This is a genomic window from Janthinobacterium sp. KBS0711 (assembly GCF_000988085.1).
GTDB classification, from domain to species: Bacteria; Pseudomonadota; Gammaproteobacteria; order Burkholderiales; family Burkholderiaceae_D; genus Janthinobacterium; species Janthinobacterium lividum_E.
Window position 1 is genome coordinate 781,357 of the sequence record NZ_LBCO01000035.1, and the last position, 14,832, is coordinate 796,188.

The window sequence follows — 14,832 nt, forward strand, 5'->3', positions numbered from 1 at the left end:
CAAGTGAAAAAGAAAATATTAATACTAGTCGATTGGTACTTGCCTGGCTATAAGGGGGGCGGGCAAATCAAGGCCGTCGAATACATAGTCGAGAATCTCAAGGAATACTTCGATTTTTATATCTTGTGTCGCGACCATGATGCAGATGGAACAAGCTATCCAGGCATTGCGACGAACACTTGGATTATGCGTGATGGCATCTGGATAAAGTACATGTCTGCCACACAGCAACCTTACCGTGCCAGTATCACGGCTGAAGTGGCGTTGCCACAGTGGGATGCCATTTACGCCAATAGTTTCTTCAGCACCTATTTTTCGATCATCCCTTTGCTGGCGCGGCGTTTCTCGGCAAGTTCGAAACGGCCATTTATTCTGGCACCTCGAGGTGAGTTCTCACCTGGCGCCTTCAATCTGAAACGCTGGAAAAAAAGGGCATTTGTCGGCTTGGCAAAGCTGCTGGGCCTGCACAAGAACGTGCTGTGGCATGCATCAACAGAGCTGGAGCAGGCGGACATACTGAAACAATTTTCGCAAGCGCGTGTACACATCGCTCGCGAATTGCTTCCCCCTGCGGTACAGTCTCAAATTACCCCGTTGGAAAAAGAACCAGGCCAATTACGCCTTATCTTCTTATCGCGTATTTCCAGCAAGAAGGGGCTCGATATTGCGCTGCGGACGCTGTCCAACCTCGACCATGGGCAGGTCACGCTGGATATATATGGCCCCATCGAAGATGCACGCCATTGGAGCGAATGCGGCGCATTGATTGCCAGCATGCCTTCCAATATCACCGTCAAGTACTGCGGTGAACTTCCGCATGCGCGCATCAAGGAGGTCATTCCCGCCTATCATTTTCTGTTTTTCCCCACACTGGGAGAAAATTTTGGCTATGTCATCATAGAAAGTCTCTTGGCAGGGCGGCCTGTATTAATCAGTGACCAGACCCCATGGCGCGAGCTGCAGCAAAAACAGATCGGGTTCGACATTCCACTTGCGCGGCCAGACTTGTTCGTGCAAACCCTGCAAACTCTGATCGGACTGAACCAGGCCGGTTTTGACGCTTACCAAGCAAGTGTCAGCGCTTATGCCAGCGCCTATGTCGCCTCGCAAAGCACGCTGGTTAACGACAGCTTTGCGCTATTTTCTCGGGGCCAGTCACCTGAGTGAAGAGCTAATAATGAAAGCAACAATTTGAATATCCTGATCGTCAGCCAGTATTTCTGGCCCGAGAATTTCCGCATCAATGATCTGGTGCGCGCCTTGCTAGGCCATGGCCAGAAAGTCGACGTGTTGACCGGACAGCCTAACTATCCCACGGGCAAGACTTTTGATGGTTACCGCGCCAATGGATTCTCCATGCAGGATTGGGAGGGCGCCACTGTGTATCGGGTGCCATTGGCTCCGCGCGGTGTCGGATCAGCATTGCGCCTGGTGTGGAATTATGTATCATTCGTCCTGAGTGGCTCGACACTCGGTCCTTTCGCGCTGCGCGGCAGGCATGTAGATGTGATCGTGGTGTATGCTGTATCGCCCATTTTGCAGGCCCTCCCCGCTATTTTTCTGAAATGGATAAAGGGCGCCAAACTGGTTATCCTGGTACAGGATCTCTGGCCAGAAAGCCTCGAAGCCACAGGTTTTATACGTAACCGTACCGTGCTGTCGTTGGTAAGGTTAATGGTACGCTGGATCTATGCGCGCGCAGATTTGTTATTGGTTCAGTCAGAAGCATTTATCGAGCCGGTTGCGGCCTTAGCGGATCGAGGGAAAATTGCCTACCACCCAAATACTGCAGACGATGTATTTGTCGCTCCGCAGCAAGAAACACCCGATCATTGCCCGATTCCGGGCCTTGAGGAAGGCTTTAGCGTCGTTTTCGCAGGTAATCTGGGCACGGCCCAGTCGGTAGAAACCATCGTCGAGGCAGCTGCCTTACTAAAAGATATACGGGAAATCCGCTTTGTGCTAGTCGGCGATGGTAGTCGGGTTAGCTGGATCAAGCAGAAAATTGCCGAGTTAGGCCTGAAAAATGTGCAATTAACCGGCCGTTATCCACTTGGATCAATGCCGTCAATTTTAAAGCATGCCGGAGCGCTGCTGGTGACATTGAAGGATGAACCGATTTTTGCGCAAACTATCCCAAGCAAAGTCCAGGTATACCTGGCCATGGCGCGCCCGGTCGTCGCTTGCTTGAATGGAGAGGGTGCGCGGATCGTGCAGCAGGCCAACGCTGGCGTCAGTTGCAAAGCCGAAGATGCCCATGCACTGGCCATGGCCATCCGCCAACTTGCAGACTTATCTGTAGAGCAACGCAATGTACTGGGGCAAAATGGTTTGCGTTATTTCCGCAGCCATTTTGACCGGGATATGCTGACAAAAACTTTGATTGACCATTTTCAACAGCTAACGGATCCAACAAGTACTGCATAGTACGAGACAATAGCTTTTTTCAAATAAACAAATTGAGAGTAAAAGGATAACTTATGAAAGTTTTGGTGCTTGGAGTGTCAGGAATGCTGGGCAATACGGTATTGCGCTATTTTTCCGACGACAGCCGTTACCAGGTTTTTGGCTCGGCACGCAGCGCTTCTGTACGCAAGGCCTTCCCGCCGGCTCTGGCTGAGCGTATTGTAGTTGGCACGGATGTGGACAATGCCGACTCTCTGGCCTGGTTGTTTGGCAAGGTACAGCCCGATGTTGTGATCAATTGCATCGGCTTGGTCAAGCAATTGGCCGAATCCAACGATCCGTTACAGGCTATCCCCATCAATTCCCTGCTGCCGCACCGCCTCGCCCGTCTGTGCGCCATCGCTGGTGCGCGCCTGGTGCATGTCAGTACCGATTGTGTCTTCGCCGGTACGCGTGGCGGTTACACCGAAGCCGAGGCTTCAGATGCGACCGATCTGTATGGACGCTCCAAGTATCTCGGCGAGGTCAATTACGAACACTGCATCACCCTGCGCACCTCGATCATTGGCCACGAATTAAACAGTGCCAATGGATTGGTCGGCTGGTTCCTGGCTCAGCAAGGGTCGGTGAAAGGCTACACGCAAGCGATTTTCTCAGGTTTGCCTACCATCGAACTGGCCCATGTCATCCGCGATATCGTGTTGCCGCAACCACAGTTACATGGTTTGTATCACGTTGCTTCGCAACCGATTAATAAATTTGATCTGCTCACGCTGGTCAAGAAAGAATACAAAAAAGATATTGCAATCGTTGCCGATGAAAAGCTGAAGATTGATCGGTCGCTGAATGCAGATCGCTTCCGTGAGGCAACAGGTTATATTGCTCCGGCATGGCCTGAGCTTGTTGAAAAAATGGCTAATTTTAAGTAAGAAGGAAATCAAAATGTTTGCAAATAAAGTCTTGATGATCACCGGCGGCACTGGCTCGTTCGGCAACGCAGTCCTGAAACGTTTTCTGTCGACCGACGTGTCTGAGATCCGTATTTTCAGCCGCGACGAAAAAAAACAAGAAGACATGCGCATCGCGCTGAACAATCCAAAACTGAAGTTTTACATTGGCGACGTGCGCAATCCTGAAAGCTTGAATGAGGCAATGAAAGGCGTGGATTACCTGTTTCACGCGGCAGCGCTAAAACAGGTTCCATCGTGCGAGTTCTACCCGATGGAAGCGGTGCGCACAAATGTGTTGGGTACCGAAAATGTGCTCAATTCAGCAGTCGCCAACAATGTATCGCGCGTAGTCGTGCTGAGTACCGACAAGGCCGTGTATCCGATCAATGCCATGGGGATTTCCAAGGCACTGATGGAAAAATTAATGGTTGCCAAGGCACGCGTGCGCAGTGCCGGCGAGACGGTCATCTGCGCCACCCGTTACGGTAACGTGATGGCTTCACGCGGTTCGGTCATTCCACTGTTTATCAATCAATTGAAAGACGGCAAAGCGATCACGATCACCGACCCCAACATGACGCGTTTCCTGATGTCGCTTGATGATTCGGTCGATCTCGTTTTGCATGCCTTCGAGCACGGAGAACAAGGCGATATCTTCATTCAGAAAGCCCCCGCATCGACGGTAGGCGACCTGGCGATCGCGCTGAAGGAGCTGTTTGCAAAGGATAATGAAATTCGCGTAATTGGTACCCGCCATGGCGAAAAATTGTACGAATCCCTGGTTTCACGCGAAGAAATGGCAAAAGCCGAAGATATGGGCCGATACTATCGTGTCCCTGCAGATAATCGTGACTTGAACTATGACAAATATTTTGTCGAAGGTGAGACCAAGATTTCGGAAATCGACGACTATACCTCGCACAACACCGAACGCCTGACGGTTCCACAAGTAAAAGAGATTCTGCTGACGCTGGACTTTGTGAAAGAACAACTCGATGCGTAAAATTATGACGATCGTAGGCACGCGGCCAGAATTAATCAAAATGAGCCGCGTGATTGCTGAACTGGAAAAACATACCCAGCATATTCTTGTTCATACCGGCCAGAATTACGACTACGAATTGAACCAGGTTTTTTTTGATGACCTGGAAATCCGCAAGCCGGATTACTTCCTTGACGCTGCGGGTACCACGGCAGCCGAAACCATTGCCCAGGTACTGGTAAAGGCCGATGCCGTGTTTGAAAAGGAAAAACCGGATGCCCTGATGCTGTATGGCGATACTAACTCATGCCTGGCGATCATTGCCGCCAAACGTCGGAAAATTCCGGTCTTTCATATGGAAGCCGGAAATCGCTGTTTTGACCAGCGCGTCCCTGAAGAATTGAATCGTAAAGTATTAGATCATTTGTCCGACATTAACATGGTATTGACGGAGCATGCGCGCCGTTATCTGGTTGCGGAAGGCATTCGTCCAGAAACCATCATCAAGACAGGTTCGCATATGCGCGAGGTGCTTGATTTTTACATGCCAAAGATTGAACGCTCGGATGTCCTGACGCGTCAAAATCTGCAGGAAGGTAAATTCTTCCTGATCAGCGCGCATCGTGAAGAAAATGTCGACTCGCCGGAAGCGCTGCGTGACCTGCTGGCCACGCTTGAGGCACTGGCTGAAAAGTATGATTACCCGGTACTGTTTTCAACCCATCCTCGCACCATGAAGCGCCTGCAAGAGATTGGTATCGAGAACCTCGATAAACGCATCATTTTCTCCAAACCTTTCGGCTTTGTCGACTATATTAAATTGCAAATGGAAGCTTTTTGCGTATTGTCCGATAGCGGAACGATTACGGAAGAAACCTCGCTGCTGAATTTATCGGCAATCACAATCAGAAATACGCATGAACGACCAGAAGGAATGGATGTCGGCACCTTGATTATGTCCGGATTAAAATCCGAACGTGTACTTGAAGCCGTCGACATTATTACCAGCCAATACAACCGCAATACGCCGCCCGTTTTGCCAGTAGCTGACTACGAAAACCCTTTCGTCTCCAAGCAAGTCTTGCGTGTAGTCAGCAGCTATATTGACTATATTAATACCAACGTCTGGTCGAAATAATTCAACCAACGAAATGATTGGCAACGGCAATGAAAATTCGTTTTTAAGATGACAAAGATTCTCGTAACTGGAGCGAATGGTTTTGTCGGCAGCGCGTTATGCGCTACGCTGGCAGAGCGCAACGTCGCCTACACGGCAGCGGTGCGCAAGGATGCCCGCGCTATTCATGCCATTGCCGTAGGCGAACTGGACGCGAGCACCGACTGGTCGCCTGCGCTGGCTGGCTGCACCTGCGTGGTACATCTCGCCGCCCGCGTCCATGTTATGCATGACGTTTCCAGCGATCCCTTGGCGGAATTTCGACGAGTCAATGTCGATGCCACCATCAACCTGGCCCGGCAGGCATTGGATGCCGGGATCAAGCGATTCGTCTTCGTTAGCAGTGTAAAAGTCAATGGTGAAGAAACCACTGACAAGCCCTTCACCGCCTTCGATTCCCCTGCACCTCGCGACCCATATGGCCAATCCAAGCTGGAAGCGGAGGTGGCTCTGCAGGCATTGGCTAGGGAGACCGGACTGGAATTGGTGATTGTGCGCCCTCCGCTAGTCTACGGACCAGGCGTCCGCGCAAATTTTCACAGCCTGATGAAACTGGTCAGACTGGGATTGCCGCTACCTCTGGGAGCCATAGACAATCGACGCAGTATGGTCGCGCTGGATAATCTGGTCGATTTATTGATTTTATGTTGCGGCCACCCTGCCGCTTCCGGGCAAGTCTTCATGGTTTCCGACAATGACGATGTCGGCATTACAGAGTTGCTGCGCAGGCTTGCTTCCGCCATGCGACGGCGTAGCTTGCTGTTGCCTGTGCCAGCGGCATGGCTGGCGGCAGGCGCTCGCCTGATGCGGAAATCAGCTGCCGCCGACAGGCTGCTTGGCTCTCTTCAGGTTGACGTCACACATACCATGCAGACGCTTTCCTGGAAGCCGGTGTCGAGCATGCAGGCAGCGCTCGAAAAAACTGTTGCGCCATTTCGCCGTTAATGCCTCAATAAACTTTTAATCGACCTTGAATGAAAAAAATATTTGATTTTTTATTGGCGCTTCTTGCCCTTTGTATTTTGCTGCTACCAATCACCATTGTCGCCTTACTGGTCAAGATCACATCAACCGGGCCAATAGTTTACTGGTCAGATCGCGTCGGTCGCAACAATCGCATCTTTCGGATGCCCAAGTTTCGCACCATGTTAGTCGGTACTCCTGCCGTAGCGACACATTTATTGTCAGATCCAAGGCGTTACCTGACGCCGATCGGTTCATTTTTGCGCAAATCGAGCCTTGATGAGTTACCACAATTGTGGAGCATCCTGTGCGGCGACATGAGTTTTGTGGGCCCACGACCGGCACTCTTTAATCAACAGGATCTGATCGCATTACGCACACAATATGGAGTCGATCAAATCTTGCCGGGACTGACCGGATGGGCTCAAATCAACGGCCGGGATGAACTGCCAATTCCGGAGAAGGTCAAGCTTGACGTGGAGTATCTGCAGCGACGCTCCCTAGCATTCGATATTAAAATTATCATATTGACCTTTATCAAGGTCATTCGCAAAGATAATGTAACACATTGATTCTAAAAAACTCTTGCCTACCTACGGAGAGTAATATAGCAACTTTTAATTCCGTGTCGCGTTGCCAGGGATGACAATTATATGAAGCATACAAATGAAATCCTTTCTTGATCTTTCGCGTTTCCATAAGCAAATCATAGCGGCCTCAGCAGATTTGTTGATGTTGCCGCTAATTTTTTCTACCGCCATTCTGCTTCGTTACGACGTCGTGGATATGGTGATCTTGAAGCAATATTATTGGCTAATCCTATTGGTACCGGTCGTTTCCTTGCCCGTGTTCGTGCGACTCGGCTTATATCGTGCCGTCATCCGCTTCATCGATCAGAAGATTGTCTACGTGGTGATCCTCGGCGTGTCGATCTCCGTCGCATTACTCGTGGCCGCCGCGGCCATCCTCACACACATGAGCGGCCTCTCGCGAGGCGTCTTTGGCATCTACTGGATCAGCGCCATCATGTATATGGTGGCAAGTCGCTTCGTCGCGCGCGGCTTCTTGTTGCATGCCAATGCGGAACGGGCTCCAGTACGCGTGGCCATCTATGGCGGAGGCAAGGCTGGCACCCAACTGGCCACGGCGTTACGGGCTGGCCACGACTATCTGCCTGTGGCTTTTATCGACGACAAAAAAGAGATGAAAGGTGCGACCATCGCGGGCATCAAAGTCTATCCGGCCAGCGAATTGGATGCCTTGATCGCAAAAATGGATATCTCAGAGGTGCTGCTGGCCATGCCTTCGCTCGCCAAAAGCCAGCAAAAACTCATCTTGGAAAAATTAGCCGTCCATAAAGTCAAAATCAAGGTAACACCGCCAATCGGCAGCCTCGTGAGTGGCGAATTGCGCGCACAGGATGTGCGCGACATCGAAATCGAGGATTTGCTAGGACGCGATCAGGTAACGCCAAACCGCCACCTTCTGGCCAGCTGTATTACTGGAAAATCGGTCATGGTCACGGGTGCCGGCGGCTCCATCGGTTCGGAACTATGCCGCCAGATCATCCGTCTGCAGCCAAGTCACCTAATCCTGCTGGACATGACAGAATTTGCCTTGTATTCGATCAAGCAAGAGCTGCGATCGCTCATGTCAGCACACGATCTACACATTGAATTGATGCCCTTTCTCGGCTCCGTGCTCGATACAGAGAAATGCACCCGCGTCATGCGTACGTTCGCCGTCGAAACGGTTTACCACGCCGCGGCCTATAAGCATGTGCCACTGGTTGAACATAACCCGATTGAAGGCGTCAATAACAATGTCTTTGGCACGTTAAGCGTTGCCAAGGCAGCGATGGCGGCCGGCGTCGGTTGCTTTGTTCTCATTTCAACAGACAAGGCCGTGCGTCCCACTAATGTCATGGGTGCAACCAAACGCCTGGCGGAATTGATTTTGCAAGGTTTTGCGCGCGAACAAACGAAAACCCGCTTTTGCATGGTGCGTTTCGGCAATGTATTGGGGTCTTCCGGCTCAGTCGTACCGTTATTTCGCCGACAAATCATGCAGGGCGGGCCAATCACGCTGACCCATCCTGAAATTACGCGTTACTTCATGACAATTCCGGAGGCGGCACAGCTTGTCCTACAGGCTGGGGCGATGGGAGAAGGTGGCGATGTCTTTGTGCTCGACATGGGTGAACCTGTCAAGATCATGGATCTGGCGGAACGCATGATTCACCTGAGCGGCTTGGAGATCAGGAGCAGCTCTGCCCCTGACGGTATTGACATACAACACGTTGGGCTGCGTCCAGGGGAAAAACTTTATGAAGAGTTACTCATAGGCGACAACGTGGAAGGCACTGAACATCCTTTGATCATGCGCGCCCAGGAGTCAGAAACGGCCTGGAGCGAATTACAAGTGACACTCAACAGGCTCAAGCAAGCATGCGACCTGTTCGAATATGATCAGGTGCGCGAAGTACTGTTATCGGCCGTAATTGAATATGCACCGCAATGCGGCATAGAAGACTTGATCTGGAATGAGAAAAATCGCCGCAGCTCGCTGTTGCCAATAGCTAGCATATTAAATGGCAATACACCGGATACCTCGTCTTAAATAAAACGCACTCACGCAGTTTAAAGATGCGCAAAAACTGACACATCCATATTTAAAAAGTGAAATCATGCACAACCAAAACACCCAAGACAATCAGGATCAACAAGACGACTTCGAGGACGATAACGCAACGCCGTTTACTGACATGCTGGCGATCGCCTGGCGTTCGCGGCGCACCATCATCTCCGTTACCATCGCCGCTGTAGTGATTGGCGTTGGCTACACCTATGCGTTTCCAAGCTATAAAAGCGAAGGTTTCCTGCAGTTTGGCGGCGCCATTCCCATGCCTGCGTCGCTGAAGGAGCGTGAAACCGCCAGTTCCGGGATCGTGCTGGCTGACTATAAACGCTATTCGGCTGCGTTCAGCACAAGCGGCCGCTTGATGGATTACATTAAGGAATACAAACTGGAAGGTCAGCCTGGCGTCGACAAGCTGCGTCGCGTCTTTGCCTCGCGCGCGGGAATGGGCAAGCTGGTGGAGCCAGTCTTTCCATTTACCAAGATTGACGCCAAGGAATTGATGGAGCAGCCCAAGGATGGTGGCAATAACGTCATTGGCTTGCGCATTACCTATGATGCAGCCACGCCGATCGAAGCCAACCAAACGGTAGCCCTGCTTGGGCGCTATACGATGGACAGCATTATCTATCAGATCTATTCAGACGTGCTACGTTTCAAACATAGTGAAATTACTGCCCGAATTACCAAACTGGAAAATGACATCATCGATAGCAATGGGAAATTGGAAGTATTAAACCGTAAGGGTAGCAATTTGAAGCAAATCATGGCTCGCTATCCACAGAGCGCTAACCAGGCATCCCGTGAAGTAATTTCCATCACAGAAGATAATGCACGCTACTTGCCGCCAGCTACACAATTAATGACTACGGAAGTCGAAGCAGCCGCTGAAAACGAGTCTATCTACAAATTCAAACGCGAGCAGCAAAAATATCAACTGCTGCGTGAGTATTATGATCGTGCAAAAGTAACGCTGGACAATACTAAATCCGGTGAAGTCATCCTGCGCGCGCTTGAACCGCTGAAACAAACCATCTTCAAAAACAAGGACATGAAGAATGAGGTCATACAGGAGACCTTCAATATGATCAGCATTGATAATCAGAATGCGCTTAATCTTTATCTTGAGAAAAGCAGATTCATTGCAGGACCGAGCTTGCCTGAAAACCGTTCATCGCGTTTGACCACAACCGCACTAGCAAGCTTCATCTTCGGCCTGCTTATCTCGCTCGGCCTCGTTTTTGGTCGCAACTGGTGGAAAAATAACAGCAGCAAAATGAATGGCTAACCAAGCTACTCTGAATACATGCCGTGCGCCAAGGTGGCGCATGGCTGCATCAAAAAAATACATAAGGCACAATAAAATAGCAGCGATACGACTCCACAAATAATAATGAAATCTTATTATCCAAGGCTCATCTCGCCGTATTAATGGCCTGCGCACCATCGAGTATCAGGCAAGGAGCTATTACCTTCGCCTGAACTCCATCAAGTCAATCGCAGAAATATTGCAAAAAGCTCTACTTCAGCAACCCACCCAACAACGCCGCCACCTTCTGCTTCGGCTTGGCTGCGGCAGGCGCCATGCTGGCGGCAGCCGGAGCTGCTGCCTTGGCCGGCTCATATGGCTTCAGGAACCAGGGATCGGCCTTTTCGCGGCGGGCGCCGGGACCAAAGGCGGGACGAGCACCGCGCTCGGCGGAACGGCTGTCGCGGCTGTCGCCGGCATGGCGGCTCTCAGGGGCACGCGCGGGACGCGCATCGCCACCTTCGGTACGGCGCGGAGGACGGCGCTCGCTGTCGCTGCTGCGGGCGGGCGCAGGGTTGAAGCCCGCCAGTTCGCCACGCTTGATGCTTTGCTTGATGAGTTTCTCGATATCGGCCAGCAAGCGCTCGTCTTTATCCGAGTAGATCGAAATGGCATCGCCCGAGGCGCCGGCGCGGCCCGTGCGGCCGATACGGTGCACATAGTCTTCCGCGTTGTACGGCAAGTCGAAGTTGATGACGCAAGGCAGGTCGGAAATATCCAGACCGCGCGCCGCCACGTCGGTAGCCACCAGCACGTCGATCTCGCCCTTCTTGAACGCTTCCAGCGCCGCCATGCGTTCCTGCTGGCTCTTGTCGCCATGGATCGCCGTGGCGCTCATGCCTTCCTGTTCCAGCACACGGGCCAGGCGCGAGGCGCCGATCTTGGTGTTCGAGAATACGATGACCTGCTTCAGGTCGCGCTGGCGCAACAGATGGGCGACCAGGGCATGCTTCTGGTCTTCCGTCACCTTGTAGACCACTTGCGTGACCTTGTCGGCCGTCTGGTTGCTGCGCGCCACTTCGATCGTCAGCGGATCGTTGAGGAAGGTCGCGGCCAGTTTCTTGATTTCTGGAGAGAACGTCGCCGAGAACATCAGGTTCTGGCGCTGCTTCGGCAGCAAATTGATGATGCGTTGCAAGTCCGGCAGGAAGCCCATGTCCAGCATGCGGTCAGCTTCGTCCATGACCAGCATCTGCACCTGGCTCAGGCTGATGTTCTTTTGCTCGATATGGTCAAGCAAGCGGCCCGGCGTGGCGATGACGATTTCCACGCCGCCGCGCAGGATGACGGTTTGCGGCTTCATGTCCATGCCGCCGAAGACGACGGTCGAACGCAGCGGAGTGTGCTTGGCATAGGCCTTGACGTTTTCCGCCACCTGCACCGCCAGTTCACGCGTCGGCGTCAGGATCAACGCGCGCACCGGGTGGCGTGCCGGCGACATGCTGCTGCTGGCATGCGCCATCAGCAACTGGATGATCGGCAAGGAAAAACCGGCCGTCTTGCCGGTGCCCGTTTGCGCGGCACCCATCACATCGCGGCCTTGCAGCACTACGGGGATCGCTTGTTCCTGGATCGGTGTCGGATGGGTGTAGCCCTGGTCGGTCAGTGCGCGCTGGATTTCAGGCGCGAGGCCGAAGTCGGCAAAAGTCAGGCTGGGAGCAGCAGATGCGACAGGTGCTGGTGCAGGCGCAGCGGCGGCGGGCGCCGCTTCAGGGGCAATCGCCGGGCTGGGCGTAGGAGTCGATTCGATTTCAGACATAAATTTTCTGGTGTGCCTCCGCACTGCGGAAGCCATGCTTTCTCAATAAACAACATTTCGGGGCACAGGCAGCTCCGTCTTGCAAGCCATGGATCATTGTTCTTGCGGCACCTCTGTGCTCCGGGACATGCTGGATGGCGTATGCGGGAGCGTCGAAGAGATGTGCGGCAATGGCGGCGGAGATCGCGCCGGCGGAACATCGCGCGCAGAAGATACAATATCAGTGCTGTAAACGATACCCTAATTCACCGCAACTGTACACGGAAACCGTGATTTTTGAGCAAAAAGCGTTCCAGCAATGACGCGCCGGGATGCCGTATCATGCCAGCTCCTATGCCTGCTCCGATGCCAGCCTTAACGTCCCCTGCCCTCACCATGCCCACCCCGCCCTTACCCCACGATCCGCAACCGCAAGCGCCCAGCAAACCAGGCAATGACGAGTGCTGCCACAGCGGTTGCACCTTTTGCGTGCTGGAAATGTACCAGGAAGACCTGGCTGCCTACGAAGAGTCCTTGAGGGCGTGGCAGCAGCGCCAGCAAGCTGCTGCCGCGCCCGCTGCCCCAGGCATCAAAAAGCCGCGCAAGCGCGCCTGACTTCATTCACTTAAAAGCTTTCCCATTCATCCACCGGCGCCGCGCGACGGGCCGTGCCGGCCAGTTGACGCGGCGCAGTTGCTGGCGTCACGGCTGTCGGAGCCTGGACGGCGACGGGCGCGCGCGGCCGGCTCGCGGCGGCGCTGGCCGCGTCGAGCTTGAAGATGCTGACGACGGCGCTCAAACTGGCGGCCTGCTCCTGCATCGATTCGGCCGCGGCGGCCGCCTCTTCCACCAGAGCCGCATTTTGCTGCGTCACCTGATCCATCTGGGCGATGGCCTGGTTAACCTGCTCGATACCGGCGCTCTGCTCGCTGCTGGCGGCCGTGATCTCGCTCATGATGTCCGTCACGCGGGTGATGCTGGCAACGATGTCATCCATCGTGCGGCCGGCCTGGTCCACCAGTTTCGATCCCGCCTCGACTTTCTCGACCGAATCGCCGATCAGTACCTTGATATCCTTGGCCGCCGCGGCCGAACGCTGCGCCAGGTTGCGCACTTCGGTGGCCACGACGGCAAAGCCGCGCCCCTGCTCGCCTGCACGCGCGGCCTCGACGGCGGCATTCAGGGCCAGGATATTGGTTTGGAAAGCAATGCCGTCGATGACGGCGATGATGTCGACAATCTTGCGCGACGATTCGTTGATCGACGCCATCGTGCCCACCACTTCGCCGACGACCTTGCCGCCCTCGATGGCGATGCTCGACGAGGTCAGCGCCATGGTGTTGGCCTGGCGCGCATTGTCCGCATTCTGTTTGACGGTCGAGGTCAGCTCTTCCATTGACGAGGCCGTTTCTTCCAGCGAGCTGGCCTGCTCTTCCGTGCGCGACGACAAATCCTGGTTGCCGGCGGCGATCTGGCTCGACGCCGTGGCGATCGTATCGGTGCCGCTGCGTACCTGGCCCACCAGCTTTTGCAGGCTGGCATTCATGTCTTTCAGGGCCTGCATCAATTGCCCCGTTTCATCTTGCGATTGCACAATGATATGCGCCGTCAGATCGCCAGCCGCCACCTGGCGCGCCACGCCGACGGCCTCGATCAGCGGACGCGCCACGCTGCGCGCCACCCACAGCGCCAGCAGCATGCCGACGACGACGATGCCCACCACCAAGCCGATCAGGCTGGCGCGCGAGGCTTCATAGGTTGCATCGGCGCTGGCGCTCGAGCGCACGCCGCCGTCCGTGTTAATCGACACCAGTTTATCCAAGGCCACCATCATGTCCGTCATGACTTGGGCCGACGGTCCCACGGCCAACGCGCGCGCCTCTTCCTTTTTCATCTCGCGCGACAGGCTCAACATGGTTGCATGCAGGCGCATGAATTCATCGTTGAGCGCCAGGAAGCGCTCGAACACTTCCTTCTCGCCCGGTTCGGAAATCAGGCTGCGGTACTTGTCGCTATCGGCCTTCATCCTGGCCTGCGTTTCCGACATGCGTGTTTCATTCTGCGCCATGTCGGCATCTTGCGCGGCCAGCATGTGCGCCAGCTCCCAGCGGCGGAAATCGCTGACATCGCTGCGCATATTCATGGCCGCCAGCACGCTGGGCATCCAGTTGTCGGACAGGTCGGTCGACGCCGTATTAATGCGCGCCATGGAAAAGATCGCCGACACGCCCAGCGCCGCCGTCAACAGCAGCACGGCGCCAAACGACAAGATCAATTTGGTGGCAATTTTCAGATCAAAAAACCATTTCATGCGTTGCTTTCCTTCATTAGACAAACGGGACAAAAGTGAGCAGTGATGGAGAGCAAGCTCATCCCGACACGCACGTTAAATTTCCGCAATGCAACATTTTATCACCGTCGTACTGCAACGCAGAGTGGTTTGACTGCTCCACGCGGCCAAAGTTCGCGGGTAGCGCGCAACGTGACGTTTTTTGCCGAAGTACCGTTATTTCTACAGGGAAAATACAGCAACAGGCGTAGGAGTCGGATGACACGAGGCAATGTTCCTAGCCTACATAAGCACGTCGGCTCATCCGATGCCCGCCGACGCCCCCTGGTCCTATAGTGGATACAAGATTCAGCACAACGCTAGCAAGCCAGAAAAGCAGC

Annotated in this window: 12 protein-coding genes; 10 read left to right on the forward strand and 2 right to left on the reverse strand. The window is 53.8% G+C overall.

The window, feature by feature from the left end:
• The first annotated feature begins 3 nt into the window (after positions 1-3).
• The 9 genes from VM94_RS26650 to VM94_RS26690 all read left to right on the forward strand — a co-directional run bounded on the left by VM94_RS26650 (position 4) and on the right by VM94_RS26690 (position 10,403).
• Entirely contained in the window at positions 4-1,167 is a 1,164-nt protein-coding gene (locus VM94_RS26650) for a glycosyltransferase family 4 protein (protein ID WP_052755954.1), read from the forward strand.
• 24 nt (positions 1,168-1,191) lie between these two features.
• Entirely contained in the window at positions 1,192-2,427 is a 1,236-nt protein-coding gene (locus VM94_RS26655) for a glycosyltransferase family 4 protein (RefSeq protein ID WP_046686126.1), read from the forward strand.
• A gap of 53 nt (positions 2,428-2,480) precedes the next feature.
• Entirely contained in the window at positions 2,481-3,335 is an 855-nt protein-coding gene (locus VM94_RS26660; RefSeq protein WP_046686127.1) for a dTDP-4-dehydrorhamnose reductase family protein, read from the forward strand.
• A 13-nt stretch (positions 3,336-3,348) separates the two neighbouring features.
• A complete protein-coding gene (locus VM94_RS26665) occupies positions 3,349-4,359 on the forward strand; it encodes a polysaccharide biosynthesis protein (protein ID WP_046686128.1) in 1,011 nt (336 codons plus the stop codon).
• Complete coding sequence (gene wecB, locus VM94_RS26670) at positions 4,352-5,476, forward strand: non-hydrolyzing UDP-N-acetylglucosamine 2-epimerase (protein WP_046686129.1); 1,125 nt, start codon at positions 4,352-4,354, stop codon at positions 5,474-5,476. The genes VM94_RS26665 and wecB overlap by 8 nt, the downstream gene beginning before the upstream one ends.
• A gap of 48 nt (positions 5,477-5,524) precedes the next feature.
• On the forward strand, positions 5,525-6,460 hold the full coding sequence (locus VM94_RS26675; RefSeq protein WP_046686130.1) for a UDP-glucose 4-epimerase family protein: 936 nt from the start codon (positions 5,525-5,527) through the stop codon (positions 6,458-6,460).
• A 29-nt stretch (positions 6,461-6,489) separates the two neighbouring features.
• Positions 6,490-7,050: a sugar transferase gene (locus VM94_RS26680; protein WP_046686131.1), complete on the forward strand. Its 561-nt coding sequence runs from the start codon at positions 6,490-6,492 to the stop codon at positions 7,048-7,050.
• Between the two features lie 94 nt (positions 7,051-7,144).
• Positions 7,145-9,097, forward strand: a complete 1,953-nt coding sequence (locus VM94_RS26685; protein ID WP_046686132.1) for a polysaccharide biosynthesis protein — start codon at positions 7,145-7,147, stop codon at positions 9,095-9,097.
• 67 nt (positions 9,098-9,164) lie between these two features.
• Complete coding sequence (locus VM94_RS26690) at positions 9,165-10,403, forward strand: LPS biosynthesis protein (RefSeq protein ID WP_046686133.1); 1,239 nt, start codon at positions 9,165-9,167, stop codon at positions 10,401-10,403.
• A gap of 232 nt (positions 10,404-10,635) precedes the next feature.
• On the opposite strand, the gene VM94_RS26695 is transcribed toward VM94_RS26690, so the two are convergent.
• Positions 10,636-12,183 (reverse strand): DEAD/DEAH box helicase, encoded by a 1,548-nt coding sequence (locus VM94_RS26695; RefSeq protein WP_046686134.1) that lies wholly within the window; start codon positions 12,181-12,183, stop codon positions 10,636-10,638.
• A 375-nt stretch (positions 12,184-12,558) separates the two neighbouring features.
• On the opposite strand from VM94_RS26695, the gene VM94_RS28015 reads away from it, so the two are divergent.
• Complete coding sequence (locus tag VM94_RS28015; protein WP_082127921.1) at positions 12,559-12,777, forward strand: oxidoreductase-like domain-containing protein; 219 nt, start codon at positions 12,559-12,561, stop codon at positions 12,775-12,777.
• A gap of 10 nt (positions 12,778-12,787) precedes the next feature.
• Here the strand turns inward: VM94_RS28015 and VM94_RS26700 are convergent, their stop codons facing one another.
• Positions 12,788-14,473, reverse strand: coding sequence for a methyl-accepting chemotaxis protein (locus tag VM94_RS26700; RefSeq protein ID WP_046686135.1), 1,686 nt, complete (start codon positions 14,471-14,473; stop codon positions 12,788-12,790).
• Positions 14,474-14,832 lie beyond the last annotated feature (359 nt).

Coding starts and splice junctions, on each gene's coding strand:
- VM94_RS26660 (WP_046686127.1), top strand. CDS start 2,481: ATGAAAGTTTTGGTGCTTGGAGTGTCAGGAATGCTGGGCAATACGGTA.
- wecB (WP_046686129.1), top strand. CDS start 4,352: ATGCGTAAAATTATGACGATCGTAGGCACGCGGCCAGAATTAATCAAA.
- VM94_RS26685 (WP_046686132.1), top strand. CDS start 7,145: ATGAAATCCTTTCTTGATCTTTCGCGTTTCCATAAGCAAATCATAGCG.
- VM94_RS26695 (WP_046686134.1), bottom strand. CDS start 12,183: ATGTCTGAAATCGAATCGACTCCTACGCCCAGCCCGGCGATTGCCCCT.
- VM94_RS28015 (WP_082127921.1), top strand. CDS start 12,559: ATGCCCACCCCGCCCTTACCCCACGATCCGCAACCGCAAGCGCCCAGC.
- VM94_RS26675 (WP_046686130.1), top strand. CDS start 5,525: ATGACAAAGATTCTCGTAACTGGAGCGAATGGTTTTGTCGGCAGCGCG.
- VM94_RS26690 (WP_046686133.1), top strand. CDS start 9,165: ATGCACAACCAAAACACCCAAGACAATCAGGATCAACAAGACGACTTC.
- VM94_RS26680 (WP_046686131.1), top strand. CDS start 6,490: ATGAAAAAAATATTTGATTTTTTATTGGCGCTTCTTGCCCTTTGTATT.
- VM94_RS26700 (WP_046686135.1), bottom strand. CDS start 14,473: ATGAAATGGTTTTTTGATCTGAAAATTGCCACCAAATTGATCTTGTCG.
- VM94_RS26665 (WP_046686128.1), top strand. CDS start 3,349: ATGTTTGCAAATAAAGTCTTGATGATCACCGGCGGCACTGGCTCGTTC.